The sequence below is a fragment of the Pseudomonas frederiksbergensis genome, assembly GCF_000802155.2.
GTDB lineage: Bacteria > Pseudomonadota > Gammaproteobacteria > Pseudomonadales > Pseudomonadaceae > Aquipseudomonas > Aquipseudomonas frederiksbergensis_A.
On the sequence record NZ_JQGJ02000014.1, the window covers coordinates 1 to 22,333 of the forward strand.

Below are 22,333 nucleotides of genomic sequence, written 5' to 3' on the forward strand. Positions count from 1 at the left end.
GTCTTCGACAAACCCCGATTCCGCCGCCATGATGGGCAGGGCGGTACTGCTCAGGGCGACGGCGATGAGGCTGGGGAACAGGTGCTGTGTGGGCTTCATGGGCGTTGTCTCTTATTTTTAGTGGACGAAGCGAGTTGTTGCCGCATCTTTTGGGTTGCGAACGGTACAGTTGGGCCAGGTTGTTAAAGCGACCGAGGATCAGCCGGACGGTGCAGGGCGTAGGGACATGGCGTCGAACCTGTTGTTATTGGTTTTGTGCGAGCGATGGTGAAGGGCGGCCCGGGATCGGTTCAATTGCTGTTTGCGGGTTTTGGGCGATTATCGAACGGCAAAAGCACTAGTTGGCTGGATGAGGGTCCTGTGGGAGCGAGCCTGCTCGCGAAGGCAGCCTGACGGTCGGCCCTGCTTTTATTGGCTGGGTACATATCCATTTCTGCGGTAACGGCCGCTGGCGGTTCCGCCCTTACGGCGGCTCACTTTTTTTCAGACGCCAAAAAAAGTAAGCAAAAAAGGCTCGGGGATATGACTCACCCACATAGGTTACAAATCAGTTCACTCACATAGGTAACAGTTTTTAACTGGCAGGGTCGGTTTTCGAGGATCTGGACTGCCGATCTGGTTTCGGTTGAACGCCAACCTCCTGTGGCGAGCTTGCTCGCGATAGCGATCTTACGGCCGCCCAAGGTTGTTGATCAGGTACATATCCATTCCTGCGGTAACGGCCACTTATGGTTCCGCCCTTACGGCGGTTCACTTTTTTTCAGACGCCAAAAAAAGTAAGCAAAAAAGGCTTGCCCCACCACTCGGCACCTCGCCTAGGCGAGGTGTTCCCTCACTCCGGCATTGCTCCGTGGGCCCGCCGCGAAGGGCCATCCATGGCCCAGCGCGGCTATCCCGGCATCCATGCCGGGATGCCCACTCCACAATGCCTGCGTTCGGCCATCGTGGTTAACGGGGCGTCGAGATCAAAAGCAGAGCAAGAGCAAGAGCAAGAGCAAGAGCAAGGGGGCACTTGCAGATCTATGTGGCTGAGCCACCACCTTCGCGAGCAGGCTCGCACAGGAGAAATGCGGTCCTCACCAAAACCAGGCAGGCTCTCTGGCCGCCTGGCTTTGGCTTTGGCTTTGGCTTTGGCTTTTGACCTCGACCTTGACCTTGACCTTGACCTTGACCTTGATCTTGATCTGGGGCGCCCCATTAACCACGATGGCCGCACGTAGGTCTTGCGCAGTGGGTACCTCGGCATGGATGCCGAGGTAGCCGCGCTGGGCCATGGATGGCCCTTCGCGGCGGCCCACGGAGCAAGGCCGGAGTGCGGGGATGCCGAGCCTAGGCGAGGCACCGAGTGGTGGGGCGAAGCCTTTTTTGCTTACTTTTTTTGGCGTCTGAAAAAAAGTGAGCCGCCGTAAGGGCGGAACCGCCAGCGGCCGTTACCGCAGAAATGGATATATACCCAGCCAACAAAAGCAGGGCGTCGCGAGCAAGCTCGCTCCCACAAGATTTGTGGCCGGTCTGACGGACGCGACGACTTTTCCGACGAGGTTTTAAGGTTGCCGCTCGGAAGCGATATCTCTAGCTTGTTCGTGTCGCTGCCCATTCAGCGAGCGGGACTGCAAGCCCGCCGAATTCGTCAGGCGCCAGCGCCCGGACCCAACGTTTCGGGCTCCAATTGATACAGGAGCGCCGCTATGAAAAGACATCATCCTTCTTCAACATCAGAATCCGCCTTCCCCTACAACGACCCCGATCCGGAAAAGCTCCAAGAGGCCGCAGACCGAGCACTCGATTACCATCTGGGCACCCACCCTGATCCCAAACCCAAAACCTCAACTCAAGTTTTCACCGTCATCGATACCCTCGACACCGAGTGCCTGCTAGCAAATCTCAGCGAAACCCTGGCCTCAGCCAGTGCCATGGTCAACGACCTGGCGTTCGATCTGGAAGGCTCGCGGCGGCATGTCGCGCTCGGCGTGGTGCAGATGATTGACTTGAGTGAGCTGTTGGCCAATCGAGCGCTGGATATCGTCGACCCGCGTTAACCAAGTCGCGGTTAAAACACACACAAACAAAAAGCCCACCTTCCGGTGGGCTTCGTGTTTCAACGTTCAGACATCAAATCAGAACAATTTCATCGGTGGCGCTTTCTCCGCCACCGGTTCGTTCTTGCCCGTCTCGGCATTCCAACCACCGCCCAATGCCTTGTACAAATTGACCTCACTGGTCAGTTGCGCAAGGCGGTCGGTGATCAGCGACTGTTGCGCGCTGAACAACTGGCGCTGGGCGTCGAGGAAGGTCAGGTTGCTGTCGACACCGATGCGGTAGCGACGCTCGGCCAAGCGGTAGTAGTCCTGGTTGGCGGCGACGAAATCGGTCTGGGCCTGCAACTGTTCGTTGTAGGTCTGGCGCGCGGCCAGGCCGTCGGAGACTTCCTGGAACGCCGTCTGAATCGACTTCTCGTACTGCGCGACGTTGATGTCTTTCTGGATCTTGGCGTAATCCAGGCTCGCCCGCAGGCTGCCGGCATTGAAGATCGGCAGGTTGATTTGCGGCGCGAAGGTCCAGGTGCCCGAGCCGCCCTTGAACAGGCCGGACAGGTCCGGGCTCAGGGTGCCGGCGTTGGCCGTCAGGCTGATGCTCGGGAAGAACGCGGCCCGCGCGGCGCCGATGTTGGCGTTGGCGGCAAGCAGGTTGCGTTCGGCCTGGAGGATGTCCGGACGACGTTGCAGCAGGTCCGACGGCAGGCCGGCCGGCACTTCGCTGAGCAGGTCATCGCTCAGCGGCTGGGTGCTCAGGTTGGCCGGCAGGCCGGTGCCCAGCAGCAGGGTCAGGCTGTTCTCGTCCTGTGCCACCTGGCGGGTGTAGCGGGCCAGTTGCACGCGGGCGTTTTCTACTGCCGTACGCGCCTGGCTCAGGTCCAGGGCCGAGGCCACGCCGACTTCGGCGCTGCGGGAGGTCAGTTTCAGGCTCTGCTCGTAGGTGCCCAGGGTTTCCTGGGTCAACTTGAGCAGTTCCTTGTCGGCCTGCCAGGTCAGGTAGGCGTTGGCGACGTTGGCCACCAGGCTGATCTGGGTGCTGCGGCGGGCTTCTTCGGTGGCGAAGTAGCTTTGCAACGCTTGCTCGCTCAGGCTGCGGACGCGACCGAACAGGTCCAGCTCGTACGCGCTGATCCCCAGTGTTGCCGAGTAGGAGCTGCTGATCGCCGCTTCACCGGTTTGCGAAGCCCGCGCCGGCACCCGCTGGCGGCTGCCGGAACCGGTGGCCGAGACCGCCGGGAACAGGTCCGCGCGCTGGATGCGGTATTGCGCGGCGTAGGCGTCGATGTTCAACGCGGCGACGCGCAGGTCGCGGTTGTTCTCCAGGGCGACCTGGATCAGCTGTTGCAGCGCAGGGTCATGGAAAAACTGCTTCCAGCCCTGCTCGGCGGCGGCCTGGCCGGGCGCATTGGCCGACTCGTAGGCCGGGCCTTGCGGGTATTGCGCCGCGACCGGTGCTTCGGGCCGCTGGTAGTCGGGAATCAGCGAGCAACCGCTGAGCACGACGGCGGCGATGGTCAGGGAGAGTAGCGACTTGCTCATTGGCCAGCCTCTTTGGAAGTTTCAGGAGTATCGTCCTGGTCGATATTTTTGCGACGACCCAACGACGACACGGTCACGAAGAACAAGGGCACCCAGAAGATTGCCAGGATGGTTGCGGTGAGCATACCGCCAATCACGCCGGTACCGATGGCGTGCTGGCTGCCCGAGCCGGCGCCGGTGGAAATTGCCAGCGGGACGACGCCGAGGACGAACGCCAGGGACGTCATGATGATCGGCCGCAGACGCATCCTACAGGCTTCGATGGCGGCTTCCGCCAGGGTCCGGCCTTGTTCATGGAGTTCCTTGGCGAACTCGACGATCAGGATGGCGTTTTTTGCCGCCAGGCCGATGGTTGTCAACAAGCCCACCTGGAAGTACACGTCATTGGACAGGCCACGCAAGCTGGTCGCCAGCAGGGCACCGATGATCCCCAGGGGCACCACGAGCATGACCGCGATCGGGATCGACCAGCTTTCATACAGCGCCGCCAGGCAGAGGAATACCATCAGCAGCGAGAGCGCGTACAGGGCAGGGGCCTGGGAACCCGACAGGCGTTCCTCATACGACAGGCCTGTCCAGGAGATGCCGACACCGGCCGGCAGCTTCTGGGCGATGGCCTCGACTTCGGCCATGGCTTCACCGGTGGAATAACCCGGCGCCGGGGCACCCAGGACTTCCATCGCCTCCACGCCGTTGTAGCGGGCCAGTTTCGGCGAACCGTAGGTCCATTCGCCTTTGGCAAAGGCGCTGAACGGCACCATGGTCCCGGCGCTGTTGCGTACGTACCACTTGTTCAAGTCCTCGGGACTCATCCGCGAATCCGGCTGGCCTTGAACGTAGACGCGCTTCACCCGGCCCCGGTCGATGAAGTCGTTCACATAGTTACTGCCCAGGGCAATCGACAGGGTGTTGTTGATATCCGAAAGGGTAATGCCCAGGGCACTGGCCTTCTCGTCATCGATTTCCAGCTGGTACTGCGGTTCGTCGTTCAGGCCGTTCGGACGCACCTGGGCGAGGACTTTGCTTTGCGAAGCCATGCCCAGGAACTGGTTGCGGGCTTCCATCAGCTTGTCGTGACCGATGCCGGCGCGGTCCTGCAGGAACACGTCGAAACCAGTGGCGTTACCCAGCTCCATCACCGCTGGCGGAGCGAAGGCAAACACCATCGCGTCGCGGAAGGTGAAGAAGTGCTGTTGGGCGCGGGCGGCAATCTTGAATACGGTGTTGTCGGCGTTTCGCTCGTCCCACGGCTTTAGCATGATGAACGCCATGCCGGAGCTTTGGCCACGACCGGCGAAGTTGAAGCCGGTCACGGTAAACACCGAGGCCACGCCGTCACCTTCACCGCCGTCCTTGCCCGGGCGCAGCAGGAACTCTCGCATATTGTCCACCACCACCTGGGTGCGCTCGGCACTCGAGCCGGCGGGTGTCTGCACCTGGGCAAACAACACGCCCTGGTCTTCTTCCGGCAGGAACGCGGTCGGGATGCGGGTAAACAGCCAGACCATGCCCACGACAATGATCAAGTAGGCCAGCAGGTACGGGGCCTTGTGCTTGAGGATGTTGCCCACGCCGCGCTCGTAGCTGCGAACGCCACGGTCGAAGTTGCGGTTGAACCAGCCGAAGAAACCACGCTTGGGCGTGCCATGCTCGCCTTTGGGAATGGCCTTTAGCATGGTGGCGCACAGGGCCGGGGTGAAGATCAGGGCGACCAGTACCGACAGGGCCATGGCCGAGACGATGGTGATGGAGAACTGTTTGTAGATCACACCGGTGGAGCCGCCGAAGAACGCCATCGGCAGCAATACCGCCGAAAGCACCAGAGCAATACCCACCAGGGCGCCCTGGATCTGGCCCATGGATTTCTTGGTGGCTTCCTTGGGCGACAGGCCTTCTTCGCTCATTACCCGTTCGACGTTTTCCACCACGACGATGGCGTCGTCCACCAGCAAGCCGATGGCGAGCACCATGCCGAACATGGTCAAGGTGTTGATGCTGAAGCCGAACGCGGCCAGGATCCCGAAAGTGCCCAGCAGTACCACCGGCACCGTCATCGTGGTGATGATGGTGGCGCGGAAGTTCTGCAGGAAGAGGAACATCACCAGGAACACCAGCGCGACCGCTTCGATCAGGGTTTCAATCACACCCTTGATCGATTCGCTCACCACCGGCGTGGTGTCGTACGGGAAAACCACTTCCAGGCCTTGCGGGAAGAACGGCTTGAGATCGTCGACGGTCTGGCGCAGGGCCTTGGCCGTGTCGAGTGCGTTGGCACCGGTCGCCAGTCGCACCGCCAGGCCGGAAGCCGGGGCGCCGTTGAACTGGGCGTTGATGCTGTAGTTTTCACCGCCCAGAGCCACATCGGCGACGTCACCGACGCGCACTTGCGAGCCGTCCGGGTTGACCTTGAGCAGGATCGCCTTGAATTGCTCGGCGGTCTGCAGGCGGGTCTTGCCGATGATGGTCGCGTTCAATTGCTGGCCGGGCAGGGCGGGCAGGCCGCCGAGCTGGCCGGACGCGACCTGGACGTTCTGCGCCGAAATAGCGGTGCTCACGTCCACCGGGGTCAGGTTGAATTTGTTCAACTTGGCCGGGTCGAGCCAGATCCGCATCGCGTATTGGGCACCGAAGACCTGGAAGTCACCGACGCCCTTGGTGCGCGAGATCGGGTCCTGCATGTTGGACACGATGTAGTTGGACAGGTCTTCGCGGGTCATGCTGCCATCGCGCGAAACCACGCCGATCACCATCAGGAAGTTTCTCACCGACTTGGTCACGCGGATGCCCTGTTGCTGCACTTCCTGCGGCAACAGCGGTGTGGCCAGGTTCAGCTTGTTCTGTACCTGGACCTGCGCGGTATCGGAGTTGGTGCCTTGCTCGAAGGTCGCGGTGATGGTCATGCTGCCGTCGGAGTTACTTTCCGACGACACATAACGCAGGTTGTCGATGCCGTTGAGCTGCTGCTCGATGACCTGGACCACGGTGTCCTGCACGGTTTGCGCGGACGCGCCCGGGTAGGTCACTTGGATCGCAATGGCCGGCGGCGCGATGCTCGGGTACTGGTTGATCGGCAATTTGAGGATCGATAGCGCGCCGACCAGCATGATCACCAAGGCGATCACCCAGGCGAAAATCGGACGGTCGATAAAAAATTTCGACATGGTTTACTCCCCTTTGCCGCCGGCGGCTTTGTCAGCTGCCTGAGCGGGGGCCGGGTTCTTTGCGCCAACGTTGGTGGCTTCGGTGGCTTTGACTTCCACCCCTGGCCGTACGTACTGCAACCCTTCGGTGATCAGGCGATCACCGGCCTTGAGACCGTCTTCGATCAGCCACTGGTTACCGACGGTGCGGCTGGCCTTGAGCTGACGCAGTTCGACCTTGTTATCGGCACCGACGACCATGGCGGTCGGCGAGCCCTTGAGGTCGCGGGTCACGCCTTGTTGCGGTGCCAGGATCGCCGCGCTGTTCACACCGGCCTGCAATTGCGCGTGGACGAACATGCCCGGCAGCAGGGTGTGGTCAGGGTTGGGGAACACGGCGCGCAGGGTCACGGAACCGGTGGTCGGGTCGACCGAGACTTCGGAAAATTCCAGCTTGCCCTCATGGGCATACTGGCTGCCGTCTTCGAGGGTCAGCTTGACCGTGGCGGCGTTTTCGCCGGCCTTCTGCAAGCGACCGCTCTCCAGTTCGCGACGCAGGTTCAGCAGCTCGACGGAGCTCTGCGTCACGTCGACGTAGATCGGGTCCAGTTGCTGGATGGTCGCCATGGCATCGGTCTGGCCGTTGCTCACCAGCGCGCCTTCGGTCACCGAAGAACGGCCGATGCGACCCGAGATCGGCGCATAGACCTTGGTGTAGCGCACGTTGATCTGCGCAGTCTGCAGGTTGGCTTCCGACTCCAGGCGATTGGCCACGGCGGTGTCGTACTCCTGGCGGCTCACAGCCTGTTCGTCAACCAGTTGCTTGTAGCGATCGGCAATCGACTTGGTGGAACGCAGGTTGGCCTCGGCGCTCTTGAGGTTGGCCTCATAGACGGCGGGGTCGATCTGGTACAGCTGCTGGCCGGCCTTGACGTCGGCGCCTTCCTTGAACAGGCGCTTGAGGATGATGCCGTTGACTTGCGGGCGCACTTCCGCGACGCGGAACGCACTGGTGCGGCCCGGCAGTTCGGAGGTCAGGGTAAAGGGTTGGGTCTTGAGGGTTACGACGCCGACCTGAGGAGGGGGAGCAGCAGGCGCAGCCTCTTCCTTTTTGCATCCGCTGAGCAGCGATGCCAGGGCGATGGCAGTGACCAGAGCGGTAACAGCTGGCTTGAATTGCATGGAAATCCTCGGGTCCAGGCGCGTAACAGGCGCGCTCGAAAGTGGAAGGTGAAAAAAGAGCGAGATAAGCAATTAGTAGGATGCTAAGAAATATACTTACGTACACGGTTGTTTGTAAACAGCAAAATTGCGTACCATCCGAATTTACAAAAGCCTGACAAAGGCCGGTGCGGATTGGGGACGCATTTTGACAGACGCTGTCCTACAGATTGTCTTGCCGATTCTTACGCATTGCTTACGCATCCTGATTTGAGGTGTTTACTGCCATGGTTCGTCGTACCAAAGAGGAAGCCCAGGAGACTCGCAGCCAGATCCTCGAAGCGGCCGAAAAGGCTTTTTTCGAGCGTGGCGTGGCGCGTACGACCCTGGCTGACATCGCGACATTGGCCGGGGTAACGCGTGGGGCCATCTATTGGCATTTCAGCAACAAGGCGGACCTGCTCCAGGCGATGCTCGATACCCTCCACGAACCGCTCGATGAGCTGGCTCGTGCCAGTGAAAGTGAGGAGGAGCTTGACCCGCTGGGCTGTATTCGCAAGCTGTTGATCCGGTTGTTCCAGCAAGTGGCCCTGGACCCGAAAACCCGCCGCATTAATGAGATCCTGTTCCATAAGTGCGAATTCACCGATGAAATGTGCGACTTGCGCCAGCAGCGACGCGAAGTCAGCCTCGACTGCAATGTGCGCATTGCCCTGTCGTTGCGCAATGCGATGAAACGCGGCCAGTTGCCGGATGATCTGGACCCCGAACGGGCGGCAGTTGCCATGCATGCCTACATCGATGGCATTTTGTACCAGTGGCTGCTGGCCCCCGATAGCTTCGCCCTGGCGGATGACGCCGCACGGTGGGTGGAGATCGGGCTGGACATGCTGCACCTGAGGCCTAGCCTGCGCAAATGAAACAAAATGCGTAATTACGTCGGTATGTGTCAATACTGAGCGCAAGGGTGCTGTTATAAACCGACGCTGCCGTGGTTAACAGGCAATCGACGGCGAATTTTGTAGGAAATTTGTTTCCTTCAGGAAGCGAAGTCGCCCCGTCAGCCCGAACGGGCTGGTCGGCGCCCCACCAAGCCTGTTGGCGGGGCTGCTTTTTTCAGGTCAGTGTGAGTTCCACTGTAAAACGGTAAGGCTCTGCATTCGGCGCGTGGGTGATGCGCGTCGAACAGTTGACCGGGGTCGTGCCAGTGGACATCGCCCTCGCTGTTCGGACGGGAGTCAGTGTCGGCGAGAAAAAGCCAAAGGACGTATTCACGCGCAAGCCAAAGTCGAAGCGCAAACCCAGTGCGTCGTCGCCGAAGTCAATGAAGCTTCTATAAATATCTTTGCTGCGGCTGCCCAGTTCCCTGATGTACGTGTAGTCGATTTTAAATGTCATGCAATCCCAGGGGCGCAGGTCAATGAAGTTTCGCTCGTCGACACTCAGGTCGAGATTGTCCGTGCGTGCTGCAAAGGCGTGATGGGTGTAGTTGTTGATCCTTATGATAAGACGGGTTTTGTTTCGATGAAGGTCTTCTCTTTCCCAGATCTCTACCTTGTTGTCTACTTCGTCTTTCATTTGCGCCTGCATGGCCAGGGCCCTGAGCAGCTCCATGTGATCGTCCGTGCCGAGAGAGGCTGCATATTTGCGCAAGACCTCCAGAGGCGCGTAATTGAAATTTTTCAGCAATTCTTCAAAAGGACTTGTGTCTGCCTGAGGGGCGTTTTCAATAGCGGGATTCATGTCGAGTTCCATCTCAATATAAAGTGATTAATGGTGGGCACACTCGATCGGTTGATGTGTGTGCCGCATCAATATGGAATATTCAAGGAATCCCGGAAAGCGCCAATGCTTGACTGAATATTTAACTGAATAAAAAAGCCCTGACCAAAGTGTCAGGGCTTTGTTGTTTTAACGGGTTATCAAAGTACCGGGTAATCGATATAGCCCACTGGGCCTTTTCCATAGAACGTTTCCGGATGCGGCTCGTTCAATGGCGCGTCGGCTTTCAAGCGTGCCGGCAAATCCGGGTTGGCAATGAACGGCACGCCGAATGCCACGGCGTCAGCCTTGCCTTCGGCCAGCCACGCATTGGCGCTCTCTTTGGTAAAGCGTTCGTTGGCAATGTACGGGCCGCCGAACGCCTGTTTGAGTTGAGGGCCGATGCTGTCGTCACCTTCCTTCTCGCGGGAGCAGATAAAGGCGATGCCACGCTTGCCCAGCTCGCGAGCCACGTAGCTGAAGGTTTCCAGACGGTTCTCATCGCCCATGTCATGGGAGTCTGCGCGTGGCGCCAAGTGAACGCCAACCCGGCCGGCGCCCCAGACTTCGATCGCCGCGTCGGTCACTTCCAGCAGCAGGCGGGCACGGTTTTCCAGGGAGCCGCCGTAGTTGTCGGTGCGCTGGTTCGTGCTGCTTTGCAGGAACTGGTCGAGCAGATAGCCGTTGGCACCGTGGATTTCCACGCCGTCGAAACCGGCTGCCTTGGCATTCTCGGCACCGACGCGGTAGGCGTCGACGATGTCGGCGATTTCAGCGGTTTCCAATGCACGCGGCGTTGGGTAGTCGGCCAAGGGGCGGACCAGGCTCACGTGACCCTTGGGCTGGATGGCGCTCGGCGCCACCGGAAGCTCACCGTTCAAGTAGGAAGGATGGGAGATCCGGCCCACATGCCACAGTTGCAGGAAGATCTTGCCGCCGGCGCCGTGGATTGCCTTGGTCACGTTGGACCAGCCGCGTACTTGGTCATTGGACCAGATGCCCGGGGTGTCCGGGTAACCCACGCCCATCGGCGTAACCGAAGTAGCTTCGCTGAGGATTAGGCCGGCGGAAGCGCGTTGCACGTAGTACTCGGCCATCAAGGCGTTGGGTACGCGTCCGGCGTCAGCGCGGCAACGCGTAAGCGGGGCCATGATGATGCGGTTTTTCAGCTCGATATCGCCGAGTTTGATGGGATCGAAAATTGTTGCCATGAAATACAACCTCGCAAGTGAAGGGGTTAAAAATCAGTGAGTGGCAGGTGCCAGGTCGGCATGGCCGCCCTGGCGGAAAGTAATCAGGGTCACCAGCAGTGCCAGCACGGCCAGCGCGCCGGCGGCGAGGGGCACGGTAGTCAGGCCCAGGCCATGGTCGATGACAGTGCCGCCGACCCAGGCGCCCAGGGCATTGCCAATGTTGAAGGCGCCGATGTTCAAGGTGGACACCAGGTTGGGCGCGGCCTTGCCGAAGGTCACCACGTTGACTTGCAAGGCGGGCACGGCGGCAAAGCAGGCGGTGGCCCAGAGGAACAGGGTGATCTCAGTGGGGATGAGCGCCACGCTGGTCCAGCTCAGTACGGTGGACACCACGGCCATGGTCAGGAAGACGCCCATCAGCGTGTTCGCCAGGCTCTTGTCCGCGAGCTTGCCGCCAATGATGTTGCCCAGGGTCAGGCCGAGGCCGATCAGCACCAGGGTCCAGGTCACGCCACGGGGCGATACTCCGGTCACTTCGCCCAGCAGCGGGGCGACGTAGGTGAACAGGGTGAATACCGAGGCGGAGAACAGCGCGGTCATGCTCAGCGACAGCCACAAGCCAGCGCCCTTGAGCGCCACCAACTCGGAACGCATGTCGAGTTTTTCCTCGTCGCGCTTGGCCGGCAAAAAGCGGATCAGGCCGATCAAGGCAATCACCCCGATGATCGTCACGGCCCAGAAGGTGGAACGCCAGCCAGCTTGCTGGCCCAGTGCGGTGCCCAGCGGTACGCCAAGCACGTTGGCCAGGGTCAGGCCGGTGAACATCAGGGCCACGGCCGAGGCACGCTTGTTGGGCGCCACCAGGCCGGCGGCCACCACCGAACCGATGCCGAAGAACGCACCGTGGCAGAGGGCGGTGACGACTCGGGCGAACATCAGCACGTTGTAGTCGCTGGCAACGGCGCAGAGCAGGTTGCCGACGATGAAGATCCCCATCAACGCCACCAATGCAGCCTTGCGCGGCAGTCGCGCGGTCGCCAGGGCCATGAACGGCGCACCGATCGCCACGCCCAGGGCGTAGCCGGTCACCAACCAGCCGGCGCCAGGAATCGATACGCCGAGGTCCGCCGCCACGTCGGGCAGCAGGCCCATGATGACGAATTCTGTCGTGCCGATGGCAAAGGCGCTCAGCGCCAGGATGAAGAGGGAAAGGGGCATGTTGAATCCTTGTCGGGTCAGAGCTCTTGGCTCATTTGCTGGAGGAACTGTTGGATCACGTCCTCGTTGCGTTTGAAGAAGTGCCATTGACCGACCTTCTGGCTGGTGATTAACCCCGCCCGTTGCAACACCGCCAGATGCGCGGAGACCGTGGACTGCGACAGGCCGCAGCGCTGGTCGATCTGGCCGGCGCAAATACCGAATTCGTGATTGTGCAACTGTTCGGGAAACTGGACCTTGGGGTCCTTCAGCCAGTTGAGGATGTCTCGCCGGACTGGGTGTGCCAGGGCTTTTATTATTTCGTCGAGGTCGAGGGGCATGGGGCAGCTCACATGAATAACGCTATATCGCGATGAGGCGAACCTTAAATCGTTGCTTCGCGATATACCAATATGTATTTGATCTGAAGGCCGCACAAATCGCTATATCGGGTTATAACGATATAGGCGTGGCAGTGCTAAGCTGCCCGTCATGAACTATCTCGCGCACCTGCACCTCGGCGGCCCTGGCCGGGAACAACTGCTCGGCAGTCTTTACGGCGATTTCGTCAAGGGGCCGCTGCAAGGGCGGTACGACCCGCAGATCGAAGCGGCGATTGCCCTGCATCGACGCATCGACATGTACACCGATCGCCATCCGCTGGTGGACATCGCCTTGTCGCGCTTTTCCACGGTGCGGCGGCGTTATGCCGGGATCGTGCTGGATGTGTTTTTCGACCATTGCCTGGCGCGGGACTGGACGTTGTACGGCGAAGGGCCGCTGATGGATTTCACCTCCCGGGTCTACCAGGTCCTCGCCACCGAACCGCAGTTGCCCGGGCGCCTGGCGCAGATCGCACCTTATATGGCCGCGGATGACTGGCTGGGGTCTTATCGGGAATTCGAGGTGATCGAGCAGGTGCTACGCGGCATTTCGCGGCGCCTGTCGCGGCCGGAGGAGCTGGCGGGGGCGAAGGGGGAGCTGGTCCGGCTCTATGAGCCGTTGAGCGAGGACTTTCGGCTGTTCTATCCGCAACTGCAGGATTTTGCGCGAAACCAAGCCACGCCGCAGAATTGATTGTGGAAGCGAGCAAGCTCGCTCCCTAAAGGGAGCCCATGCGGATATGGATCAGGCCGCAATCGCCGCCGGCCGCACCGGTACTGGCTGCTTCTCGGGCATCTCGCCGAACAGCGCTCTGTGCACCGCCTGCTGTGCCTGGAAAGCCAGGGCCGCACGCTCCTGTCCGTGACAGGCAATCGGCTCCAGCAGATGGATTTCCACATCGCCAAGGTCATTGGCGAACAGTCGCATCAAGTGCGACAGCAGATCGTCATCGCCAATGAACGGTGCCAGCAGATCGGGTCCGCCCTTGCGCAGGTAACGGATGGCCACCGGCTGCAGGGCCACATCGGCATCGATGGCCGCCGATAACAGGCGACCGTGGAAGGTGCGCAGCGTGCGGCCGTCGGTGGTGGTGCCTTCGGGGAACATGAGCAGCGGATGGGCCTGCTCCAGATGACGGCTCATCTGCTTGCGGATCAACTGGCTGTCGCCCGAGCCACGACGGATGAACAGGCTGCCGGCCTTGGCCGCCAACCATCCGGCCACCGGCCAGGTGCGCACTTCGGCCTTGGACAGGAACGACAGAGGCGTGAGCATGCCCAGCAGCGGGATATCGGTCCAGGACACGTGATTGCTGACCCACAGCATCGGCTGTTTCGGCAGTTGTCCGTGGACGGTGACGCGAAAGGGCAGGGCGTTGGTCAGCCGCGCCATGAAAAAACGCGACCAGCGCTGGCGGCGCACCATCGAATGAGCGAGTCCCAGGCGTTCCAGCAACCCGAACACACTGGCCATGGCCAGGCCCAGGGTAACGACCAGCAACACTCGCGCGATTCGCGCGTACACCCGCAACCGGCTCATCAGACCGCCGCCTTGAAGTGACGGGCGTAACGCGGGCAGAGTTCGTCGCGCTTGAGCAGGATAAACACGTCGGCCACCTGGAAATCTTCATCCCAGCAAGGTTCGCCGCAGATTTTCGCGCCCAGGCGCATGTAGGCCTTGAGCAGCGGGGGCATTTCGGCGATGACGTTGGACGGTACGTCCAGGGTCGGCAATGGCTTTTTCGGCACGGCTTGCAGGTGTTCGGTGCACAGGTAGCGCTCGCGCAGGCGCTGCATGATGGCCTGGGCCTGAATGCCGCCGTCCTGCATCGGAATGCTCGCGCAACCCATCAAGTAGCTGTAGCCGCCTTCGTTCAGGACCTCGGCCAGCTCGCCCCAGAGCACCGCGATGGTGCCGCCGTTGCGGTAGGCCGGGTCGACGCAGGTGCGGCCGATTTCCAGGATCGGGCCCTGGAGATGGACCAGGCCATTGAGGCTGAATTCTTCTTCGCTGTAGAACCGGCCCAGGCTGCTGGCGGCCTGGTGATCGAGCAGGCGAGTGGTTGCCACGAGGCGGCCGGTGTTCAAGTCACGTACGCCGATGTGGGCGCAGTGAACATCATAGTCATCCATGTCCAGACCCATCTCCGCGCCCTTGAGCTTGGCGTTGAACTCGCCGCTGAAGACGTTGAAGCGCAGGGCCTGTGCTTCTTGCAAGGCCTGGGCGCCGATCAGGCGTTCGGCTTGCAGGCGGCGTTCATTGCCGGTGTCGCTGATGCGGGCGATCTGAGTCATAGCGAATCTCCGTGCGGGATGTGCTCCCGTCTTGGGTTGAGCCAATCGACTTTCTTTATGCAGCCATGTTGTGCAAAGTCAGGCTATGTAGCCCCGGTGTCATCGCCATGAAGCTTTGGTGATGCTTATATGACAGCCTGCGAAGGAGGCCCCGATGCCTTGGCAAACCCTGATCGAACGCAGCGAGCGGCTGCCTGCCTGTGCGGATCTGGCGGAAGGTCATGCCACATTGATGCAGCGCCTGGGGTCGGTCACGCCATTCGAGTTGGCCGTGCTCGGAGCGCGGTCGATGGCCACGCCGGGGCTGGCGTTCCTGGTGGGCTATCAAGCGGCGTTGCGAGCGCTTTGGCCGAGTGCGCCCCAAAGCCTCGGTGCGTTGTGTGCCACCGAACAGCGCAGCTTGCGCCCGGCCGATATGAAGACCCGGCTGACCGACTTGCGAGTGAGCGGGCGCAAGGATTTCGTCACCGCTGGCGATGCGGCCGAATGGCTGTTGATCGCGGCGCGAAGCGAGGCTGCCGACGAGGCACCGCGACTGAACATGGCTGTGGTCTATCCCGGCGAACCTGGCGTGACGTTGGAAAAACTCCCCGCCATTCCCTTGATGCCGGACATCAGCCATGGCCGGGTATTGCTGGATGGCGCATTGTGCGAATTGCTGCCGGGCGATGGCTGGGATGTGTACGTCAAGCCGTTCCGCACACTGGAAGACCTTTACGTACTCAGCGCCATGACTGCCTGGTTATATGGCGTGGGCCAGGAATGCAATTGGCCCCAGGCCTTGCAATTGCGTCTGCTGGCGCTGCTGGCGGGCTGCGCCGAGGTGAGCCGTCATCATCCATCCAGAGCCGCTGGGCATGTGCTGCTGGGTGGGTTGTTCGTCCAGTTCAAGGGGCTTGAGGCTGAACTGGATGATGCCTTGGCCGCCGGGCCGCAAACGTGGCGCGAGATGTGGGTGCGGGACAAAGGGGTGATGGATATTGCGGCGGGGGCGCGGGCCAAGCGGTTGGCCAAGGCGTTGGGATAGCCGGTCGAGCGTCGCGCCCACCGGGGCAACACCCAGAACCTCAAACTGTCATCAACCCTGGCTAGGCTCAGCAGGTTCACCTCTGCGAGCCCCGTGCATGTCCAAAGGCTGGTTGTTGTTCACGCTCTTGCTGCTGACCCTGACGGCCCGCGCCGAAGACTGGCCAGGAGAACAATGGCCGACCGGCCAGGCCCCGAGCGGGCCGTCCATCGAAGCCTTGGAGCAATACGCTTTTGCGCCCAGGGATGATGCCACCCGCCAAGGCATTCGCACCGACGCGTTGCTCGTTATCCAGGACGGTCGATTGGTCTACGAACGCTACGCCGGTCCGACTGACGCGCAGACTCCGCACCTGACCTGGTCCATCAGCAAAAGCCTGCTGGCGACGGTGTTCGGCGTGGCCTACGGTGAAAAACGCTTTGCCCTGGATGATCCGGCAGCCCAGTACTACCCGCCGTTGAAGCGACACCCGGACATGACCCTGGCCGATCTGTTTCATTGGGCGTCTGGCCTGGACTGGCAGGAAGACTACGAATACGCGCCGCTCAATTCCTCGGTCGTGGCGATGCTCTACACCCGCGGACGCCACGACATGGCCGCGTTCACCGCCGGGCATGACAGCTTCAGCCCGCCCGGGCAGGTGTTCCGTTATTCGAGCGGCGACACCAATCTGCTGGCGGCAGCGCTGAAGAATATCGTCGGCCCGGCGCAGTATGCCGATTACCCTTGGACGGCCCTTTTCGAACCGCTGGGCATCCATCATGCGACCTGGGAAACCGACGCCAGTGGCACGTTCGTCGGTTCTTCTTACGCCTACCTCACCGCGCGGGACCTGGCACGTGTCGGCCTGTTGATGCAACGCGATGGCCGTTGGGGCGATCGGCAATTGATTCCCAAGGATTGGGTGACATTCAACCGCGAGCCTTTCGCCAGGTTCCGGGCCGGCCAGGACGAAGCCGTGCCTGGCGGGCACTGGTGGCTCAATCGCGGCGCCGATCCGACGATCCGCCCATGGCCCGACGCGCCGCCGGATACGTTCGCCGCCCTGGGCCATTGGGGCCAGGCGCTGTATGTCATCCCCAGCGCGAGGCTGGTGATCGTGCGCTACGGCGATGACCGCGACGGCAGCTACCGCCACGACGAACTGCTCAAGCGTGCCATGGCGGCCTTCGCCGGGACGGTGCAGCCATGACGCGCAAAGTGTTGCTGGCCATGATGTCGTTGTTGCTCATCGGCCTGTTCGGTTGGGTCTGGCTGGAGCGGGTGGCGTTGCGCGCGTTTCCCGACATCATCAGCGCCTATACCGCTAAGCAATACTGTTCGTGTCGCTATGTCATGCTGCAACCGGCCGATTATTGCCGCGGTTATGTGAAGCAGTCGGTGCCGATCAGCGATTTCCTCGAGACCGTCGAAGCAAAACGCATCACCGTCAACGGCTTGGGGCGTAGCCACAGTGCGCGGTGGATGGGGGCGCGGCAGGGGTGTCGGTTGGAACCCTGAGGTTTGCCGGCTGCCGTTGTGGTTACAAAGACAGTTTGCAAGCGCCCTCGGCCCGGTTAAGGTTCGCCACAGGTTTATCTACCCCCGAGTCTGTATGTTCAAGCGGTCTTTCTCCCACGTTGTCACCACCATGCTCCTGGCCTGCGCCGCGCTGCCGGCCCAGGCCGACTGGTACCTGGACGGTGAATCCTCGCGGCTCTCCTTCATCAGCAGCAAAAACGGCAATGTCTCCGAGGTCCAGCGGTTCCTGGTGCTTCACGGCCAAGTCCAGCCCAAGGGCCTGGCACGGCTGGAGGTCGAACTCGAATCCATCAACAGCGGCATTCCCCTGCGGGACGAGCGCATGCGCGCCGAGCTGTTCGAGATCAAGCGGTTTGCAGAAGCCACCATTACTGCGCAGCTCGACTTGATACCCATCCAGGACCTGGCCAACGGCGCGCAACTGGAGTTGCGCCTGCCGGTGACAGTGGACCTGCACGGCAAGCAGCACGAATACAATGTGCAGCTGCTGGCGACTCGCCTGGATGAGCGCCGTTTCCAAGTGGTCACCCTGGAGCCGGTGGTGCTCAACGCGGCGGATTTCGATCTGGCGCCGGGCCTGGAAAAGCTGCGCAACCTGGCCGGATTGTCGACCATCAGCCTGTCGGTGCCGGTGAATGCGGTGCTGATTTTCACGGCGCGCTGACATGAGCGGCCCGGTCTTTCCCTGGCGTGAAGGCAATCGCTTCGAACTGTTGATCGACGGCCCGCAGTTTTTCCCGCGCATGCTGGTGGAGATCGCCCGCGCCCAGGAGCAGGTCGAACTGGAGTTGTACCTGGTGGAAGCGGGTGCCTGCGCCGAGGCGATGGTCCAGGCCCTTGTCCAGGCCGCCGAGCGCGGTGTTCGCGTGCGCTGCCTGTTCGATGACTATGGCAGCCTGGCGTTTACCCTGGGCCTGCGCAATCGCCTGATCCAGGCGGGCGTCGAGCTGCGCTTTTATAACCGCCTGAGTTGGCGCCGCTGGGTACGCAATCTCTACCGCGATCACCGCAAGCTGCTGCTGGTCGATCAACGCCTGGCGGTGGTGGGCGGCACCGGGGTCACCGACGAGTTCTGGAACCCTTTGGACGACCGCAGCGACTGGCATGAAGTGATGGTGGAAATCGTCGGCCCGCTGGTGCTCGACTGGCAGTTGCTGTTCGATCGCCAGTGGCTTGCCAACCGTCATCGGCGGGCCTGGAAGCCGGCGTCCAATTTCGGCTTGCCGCGTCTGCCCCGCGTTCCGCCGGTGGGCGAAGGCATGGGCCGGGTGGCGTATGCCGACGCCCGCCAGCATCGCGACATCCTGCAATCGCTGTCACGGGCATTGAACAGTGGCCAGAAACGCATCTGGATGGCCACGCCCTATTTCCTGCCGACCTGGAACGTGCGCCGCTCGCTGCGCAAGGCCGCGGCGCGGGGCATCGATGTGCGGCTGTTGCTGACCGGTCCGCGCACCGATCATCCGTCGGTGCGATATGCAGGCCATCGCTACTACCCTCGCTTGCTCAAGGCCGGGGTCAAAATCTATGAATACCAGCCTTGCTTCCTGCACTTGAAAATGGTGCTGGTGGACGATTGGGTCAGTATCGGCTCGTGCAATTTCGATCACTGGAACCTGCGGTTCAACCTCGAAGCCAACCTCGAAGCCCTCGACTCCAGGCTCAGCAGCGCCGTGGCCGCCAGTTTCGAGCGGGATTTTGAGCAGAGCCTGCAAGTGAGCCTCGACACTTGGCAGCGTCGGCCGCTGTGGAAGCGGTTCAAGCAGCGGTTATGGGGGCTGGTGGATCGGGTGGTGGTGAACCTGTTGGATCGGCGAGGCTGAGCGTCCACCGCAAGACCAAGTGAGGAGCGAGCAAGCCCGCTCCCACGGGGTATTGCGGTATTGCTGAATCAGAGCAACTCGAAACTCTGCTGCTTCACATCCTGGGAATCCAGGCCGATCTGCACATTGAACTTGCCCGGTTCCGCGGCGTACTTGAGCTGGGCGTTGAAGAACTTCAGGTCGTCTTCGGTAATAGTGAAGTGAATGACCTTCTTCTCGCCGGCCTTGAGCATCACCTTGCGGAAGTTCTTCAGCTCTTTCACCGGGCGGATGATCGAGCCGGTGACGTCCTGGATGTACAGCTGCACCACGGTTTCGCCGTCGCGCTCGCCGGTGTTTTCCAAGGTGATGCTGGCATCAAGCTTGCCGGTCTTGTTCAGTGTGGTGGACGACAGGGCCATGTCCGACAGGCTGAACGTCGTGTAGCTCAGGCCGTAGCCGAACGGGTAGAGCGGGCCGGTGGTGTCGTCGAAGTATTGGGAGGTGTAGTTGCCTGGTTTGCCCGGCGTGAACGGCCGACCGATGCTCAGATGGTTGTAGTAGGTAGGAATCTGGCCAACCGAGCGAGGGAAGGTGATCGGCAGCTTGCCCGATGGGTTGTAGTCGCCGAACAGCACGTCCGCGATGGCGTTGCCGCCTTCGGTGCCGCTGAACCAGGTTTCCAGAATCGCATCGGCCTGCTGCTTTTCTTCCAGCAACGACAATGGACGGCCGTTCATCAATACCAGCACCAACGGCTTGCCAGTGGCCTTCAGGGCCTTGATCAGCTCGCGCTGGCTGGCGGGGATGTTCAGCTCTGTGCGGCTTGACGATTCATGGGACATGCCACGGGACTCGCCCACGGCGGCCACGACCACGTCTGCTTCCTTGGCGGCTTTCACTGCTTCATCGATCAATACCTGGGCCGGACGCGGGTCGTCCACGACTTCAGGGGCGTCGAAGTTGAGGAAGTTCAAGTAGTCGAGGACCTTCTTGTCGCCGGTGATATTGGCCCCACGGGCGTAGATCAGCTTCGACTCGTCGCCCAATGCGCGGGCCATGCCGTCGTACACGGTGACCGACAGCGCCGGACGCCCGGCGGCGGCCCAACTGCCCATCATATCGATCGGCGCCTTGGCCAGCGGGCCGACCAGGGCGATCTTCGCGGTTTTCTTCAACGGCAGGGTCTGGTTGCGGTTTTCCAGCAGGACCAGGCTGCGGCGCGCTACGTCGCGAGCATCGGCGCGGTGCATGCGACTGTCGGCGTAGACGTCGGCCGGGTCATCCTCGGCCTTGCCGATTCGCAGGTACGGATCCTTGAACAGGCCCATGTCGTACTTGGCGGCCAGCACTTCACGCACCGCATTGTCGATGTCGCTCTGTTCGATCTCGCCGGCCTTGAGCAGCCCCGGCAGTTCCTTGCCGTAGAGCGAGTCGTTCATGCTCATGTCGATGCCGGCCTTGATCGCCAGTTTGGCTGCTTCGCGGCCGTCCCGGGCGACGCCGTGCTTGATCAACTCGAAAATCGCGCCATGGTCGCTGACGGCCAGGCCCTTGAAGCCCCATTCCTTGCGCAACAGGTCGTGCATCAGCCAAGTGTTGGCGGTGGCCGGTACGCCGTTGATGGAGTTGAGCGCGACCATCACCCCGCCGGCGCCGGCGTCAATGGCGGCGCGATAGGGCGGCAGGTAGTCCTGGTACATTTTCACCGGGCTCATGTCCACGGTGTTGTAGTCCCGGCCGCCTTCAACGGCGCCATACAGGGCGAAATGCTTGACGCTGGCCATGATGCTGTCGGCCGCGTTGGCACCGGTGCCCTGGAACGCCTTGACCATCACCCCGGCAATGCGCGACACCAGGTAAGTGTCTTCGCCGAAGCCTTCGGAGGTCCGGCCCCAGCGTGGGTCACGGGAAATGTCGACCATGGGCGCGAAGGTGATGTCCAGGCTGTCGGCCGCCGCTTCCTTGGCTGCGACGCGGCCTGAGCGGTAGATGGCGTCCATGTCCCAGCTCGAAGCCAGGGCCAGGGGAATCGGGAAAATCGTGCGGTGGCCATGGATCACGTCATAGGCGAAGAACATCGGGATCTTCAGCCGGCTGCGCATGGCCGCGTCCTGCATCGGACGGTTCTCATCGCGCGTGATGGAGTTGAATGTGCCACCGATGTTGCCTGCGGCGATCTCCTTGCGGATCATCTCCCGGGGCATCTCCGGGCCGATGCTGATCAGGCGCAGCTGGCCGATCTTTTCTTCGAGGGTCATCTGCTTCATCAGGTTGCTGATGAAGGCGTCCTTGTTCTCTATGGGGGCTGGCAGGTTGTCGGCTAATACGGATTGACTGGCCAGAGTGACAAACAGGCCCAGCAAACACAGCTTCTTCATGAATAATTTTCTCGCAAGCCTAAAGGGCGTTGATCAGGACACGCCGGTCAGCCTAAATGTGAGGAGCGGCTATTGTTGTTCAGGTGTGATCAATTCAATGCAGCACACTTTCGAACCTGTGCCGATGAACTTAGTTTCGCACCGCGCATCTTTTAGCCCATAGACCCGATTCGATCCAGTGCGGCGGCGATTATGCCCCAGACACCGGCAAGATAGGTGGCGGTGTTTTTTTTATGCAATGCAAGGGAGAGCTCGACCTGATGAATCCACGACTGAACCACCCTCGCGGCCTGCAAATGCTGGCGCTGATGTTATTCACCACGCTATTGGCCGGTTGCGGTATCAACAACATCCCGACCCTGGACGAGCAGGCCAAGGCGGCCTGGGGCCAAGTGCAAAATCAATATCAGCGCCGTGCCGACCTGATTCCCAACCTGGTGGAAACCGTAAAGGGGTATGCCCAGCATGAGCAGGAAACCCTGACGGCGGTGATCGAAGCCCGGGCCAAGGCCACTTCGATCCAGGTCGATGCCAGCACGCTGGATAACCCGGAGAAACTCAAGCAATTCCAGCAAGCCCAGGATCAGTTGAGTGGCGCATTGAGCCGCTTGATGGTGGTGTCCGAGCGCTACCCGGACCTGAAGGCCAACCAGAACTTCCTGGCGCTGCAATCGCAACTCGAAGGCACCGAGAACCGCATCGCCGTGGCGCGTCGCGACTTCATCCTCGCGGTGCAAAAGTACAACACCGAGATCCGCACCTTCCCGGGACGCCTTTGGCACAGCGTGTTGTACAGCGATTTACCGATTCGCGAGACGTTCGAGGCCACCAGCCCGAATGCCGAGAAAGCCCCTGAAGTGAAGTTCTGAAAAAACTGTGGGAGCGGGCTCACTCCCA

At 61.3% G+C, this 22,333-nt stretch carries 19 protein-coding genes and 1 pseudogene; 9 read left to right on the plus strand and 11 right to left on the minus strand.

All coding sequences use genetic code 11. The features are described 5' to 3' along the window. Positions 1-1,175: 1,175 nt before the first annotated feature. Positions 1,176-1,274: pseudogene (locus JZ00_RS21635) on the minus strand (nucleoid-structuring protein H-NS); the annotation flags it as partial. 414 nt (positions 1,275-1,688) lie between these two features. On the opposite strand from JZ00_RS21635, the gene JZ00_RS21640 reads away from it, so the two are divergent. Continuing rightward, on the plus strand, positions 1,689-2,039 hold the full coding sequence (locus JZ00_RS21640; protein ID WP_039593255.1) for a DUF6124 family protein: 351 nt from the start codon (positions 1,689-1,691) through the stop codon (positions 2,037-2,039). A gap of 78 nt (positions 2,040-2,117) precedes the next feature. Here JZ00_RS21640 and adeC read toward each other — a convergent pair whose 3' ends face one another. From adeC to JZ00_RS21655, 3 genes are read right to left on the minus strand one after another with little or no spacing between them, the layout of a single operon-like run. Then, the gene (gene adeC, locus JZ00_RS21645; RefSeq protein WP_039593256.1) at positions 2,118-3,575 is read right to left on the minus strand and encodes an AdeC/AdeK/OprM family multidrug efflux complex outer membrane factor; all 1,458 of its coding nucleotides are present in this window, start codon (positions 3,573-3,575) and stop codon (positions 2,118-2,120) included. Further along, on the minus strand, positions 3,572-6,736 hold the full coding sequence (gene emhB, locus JZ00_RS21650) for an efflux RND transporter permease subunit EmhB (protein ID WP_039593257.1): 3,165 nt from the start codon (positions 6,734-6,736) through the stop codon (positions 3,572-3,574). The genes adeC and emhB overlap by 4 nt, the downstream gene beginning before the upstream one ends. Positions 6,737-6,739: 3 nt before the next feature. Further along, a complete protein-coding gene (locus JZ00_RS21655; protein ID WP_039593258.1) occupies positions 6,740-7,897 on the minus strand; it encodes an efflux RND transporter periplasmic adaptor subunit in 1,158 nt (385 codons plus the stop codon). Between the two features lie 266 nt (positions 7,898-8,163). Between JZ00_RS21655 and JZ00_RS21660 the strand changes: the two genes are divergently transcribed. After that, a complete protein-coding gene (locus tag JZ00_RS21660) occupies positions 8,164-8,796 on the plus strand; it encodes a TetR family transcriptional regulator (protein ID WP_039593259.1) in 633 nt (210 codons plus the stop codon). Positions 8,797-8,992: 196 nt separating this feature from the next. Here JZ00_RS21660 and JZ00_RS21665 read toward each other — a convergent pair whose 3' ends face one another. The 4 genes from JZ00_RS21665 to JZ00_RS21680 form a co-directional block, all read right to left on the minus strand. Further along, the gene (locus JZ00_RS21665) at positions 8,993-9,619 is read right to left on the minus strand and encodes a hypothetical protein (RefSeq protein ID WP_039593260.1); all 627 of its coding nucleotides are present in this window, start codon (positions 9,617-9,619) and stop codon (positions 8,993-8,995) included. Between the two features lie 179 nt (positions 9,620-9,798). Further along, positions 9,799-10,848, minus strand: coding sequence for an alkene reductase (locus tag JZ00_RS21670; RefSeq protein ID WP_039593261.1), 1,050 nt, complete (start codon positions 10,846-10,848; stop codon positions 9,799-9,801). A gap of 33 nt (positions 10,849-10,881) precedes the next feature. Then, positions 10,882-12,048 (minus strand): MFS transporter, encoded by a 1,167-nt coding sequence (locus tag JZ00_RS21675; protein WP_039593262.1) that lies wholly within the window; start codon positions 12,046-12,048, stop codon positions 10,882-10,884. A gap of 17 nt (positions 12,049-12,065) precedes the next feature. After that, on the minus strand, positions 12,066-12,368 hold the full coding sequence (locus tag JZ00_RS21680; protein ID WP_039593263.1) for an ArsR/SmtB family transcription factor: 303 nt from the start codon (positions 12,366-12,368) through the stop codon (positions 12,066-12,068). A 151-nt stretch (positions 12,369-12,519) separates the two neighbouring features. On the opposite strand from JZ00_RS21680, the gene JZ00_RS21685 reads away from it, so the two are divergent. Continuing rightward, on the plus strand, positions 12,520-13,104 hold the full coding sequence (locus JZ00_RS21685) for an acyl carrier protein phosphodiesterase (RefSeq protein ID WP_039593264.1): 585 nt from the start codon (positions 12,520-12,522) through the stop codon (positions 13,102-13,104). Positions 13,105-13,155: 51 nt separating this feature from the next. Here JZ00_RS21685 and JZ00_RS21690 read toward each other — a convergent pair whose 3' ends face one another. Both JZ00_RS21690 and olsB read right to left on the minus strand, forming a co-directional pair. Beyond that, positions 13,156-13,950, minus strand: coding sequence for a lysophospholipid acyltransferase family protein (locus JZ00_RS21690; RefSeq protein ID WP_039593265.1), 795 nt, complete (start codon positions 13,948-13,950; stop codon positions 13,156-13,158). After that, positions 13,950-14,705 carry an L-ornithine N(alpha)-acyltransferase gene (olsB, locus tag JZ00_RS21695; protein ID WP_039593266.1) on the minus strand — a complete coding sequence of 252 codons (756 nt, stop codon included), beginning with the start codon at positions 14,703-14,705 and terminating at the stop codon, positions 13,950-13,952. Before olsB ends, JZ00_RS21690 begins: the two co-directional genes overlap by 1 nt. A gap of 154 nt (positions 14,706-14,859) precedes the next feature. On the opposite strand from olsB, the gene JZ00_RS21700 reads away from it, so the two are divergent. From JZ00_RS21700 to JZ00_RS21720, 5 genes are all read left to right on the plus strand, one after another. Continuing rightward, entirely contained in the window at positions 14,860-15,732 is an 873-nt protein-coding gene (locus tag JZ00_RS21700; RefSeq protein WP_039593267.1) for an acyl-CoA dehydrogenase middle domain-containing protein, read from the plus strand. 97 nt (positions 15,733-15,829) lie between these two features. Further along, complete coding sequence (locus tag JZ00_RS21705; RefSeq protein WP_039593268.1) at positions 15,830-16,924, plus strand: serine hydrolase domain-containing protein; 1,095 nt, start codon at positions 15,830-15,832, stop codon at positions 16,922-16,924. Continuing rightward, the gene (locus JZ00_RS21710) at positions 16,921-17,232 is read left to right on the plus strand and encodes a hypothetical protein (RefSeq protein ID WP_039593269.1); all 312 of its coding nucleotides are present in this window, start codon (positions 16,921-16,923) and stop codon (positions 17,230-17,232) included. Before JZ00_RS21705 ends, JZ00_RS21710 begins: the two co-directional genes overlap by 4 nt. Positions 17,233-17,326: 94 nt before the next feature. After that, complete coding sequence (locus JZ00_RS21715) at positions 17,327-17,917, plus strand: YceI family protein (RefSeq protein WP_039593270.1); 591 nt, start codon at positions 17,327-17,329, stop codon at positions 17,915-17,917. A gap of 1 nt (position 17,918) precedes the next feature. Next, entirely contained in the window at positions 17,919-19,076 is a 1,158-nt protein-coding gene (locus JZ00_RS21720) for a phospholipase D-like domain-containing protein (protein ID WP_039593271.1), read from the plus strand. A gap of 68 nt (positions 19,077-19,144) precedes the next feature. Here JZ00_RS21720 and bglX read toward each other — a convergent pair whose 3' ends face one another. After that, complete coding sequence (bglX, locus tag JZ00_RS21725) at positions 19,145-21,436, minus strand: beta-glucosidase BglX (RefSeq protein WP_039593272.1); 2,292 nt, start codon at positions 21,434-21,436, stop codon at positions 19,145-19,147. A gap of 260 nt (positions 21,437-21,696) precedes the next feature. Between bglX and JZ00_RS21730 the strand changes: the two genes are divergently transcribed. Continuing rightward, entirely contained in the window at positions 21,697-22,305 is a 609-nt protein-coding gene (locus JZ00_RS21730) for a LemA family protein (RefSeq protein WP_039593273.1), read from the plus strand. Positions 22,306-22,333 lie beyond the last annotated feature (28 nt).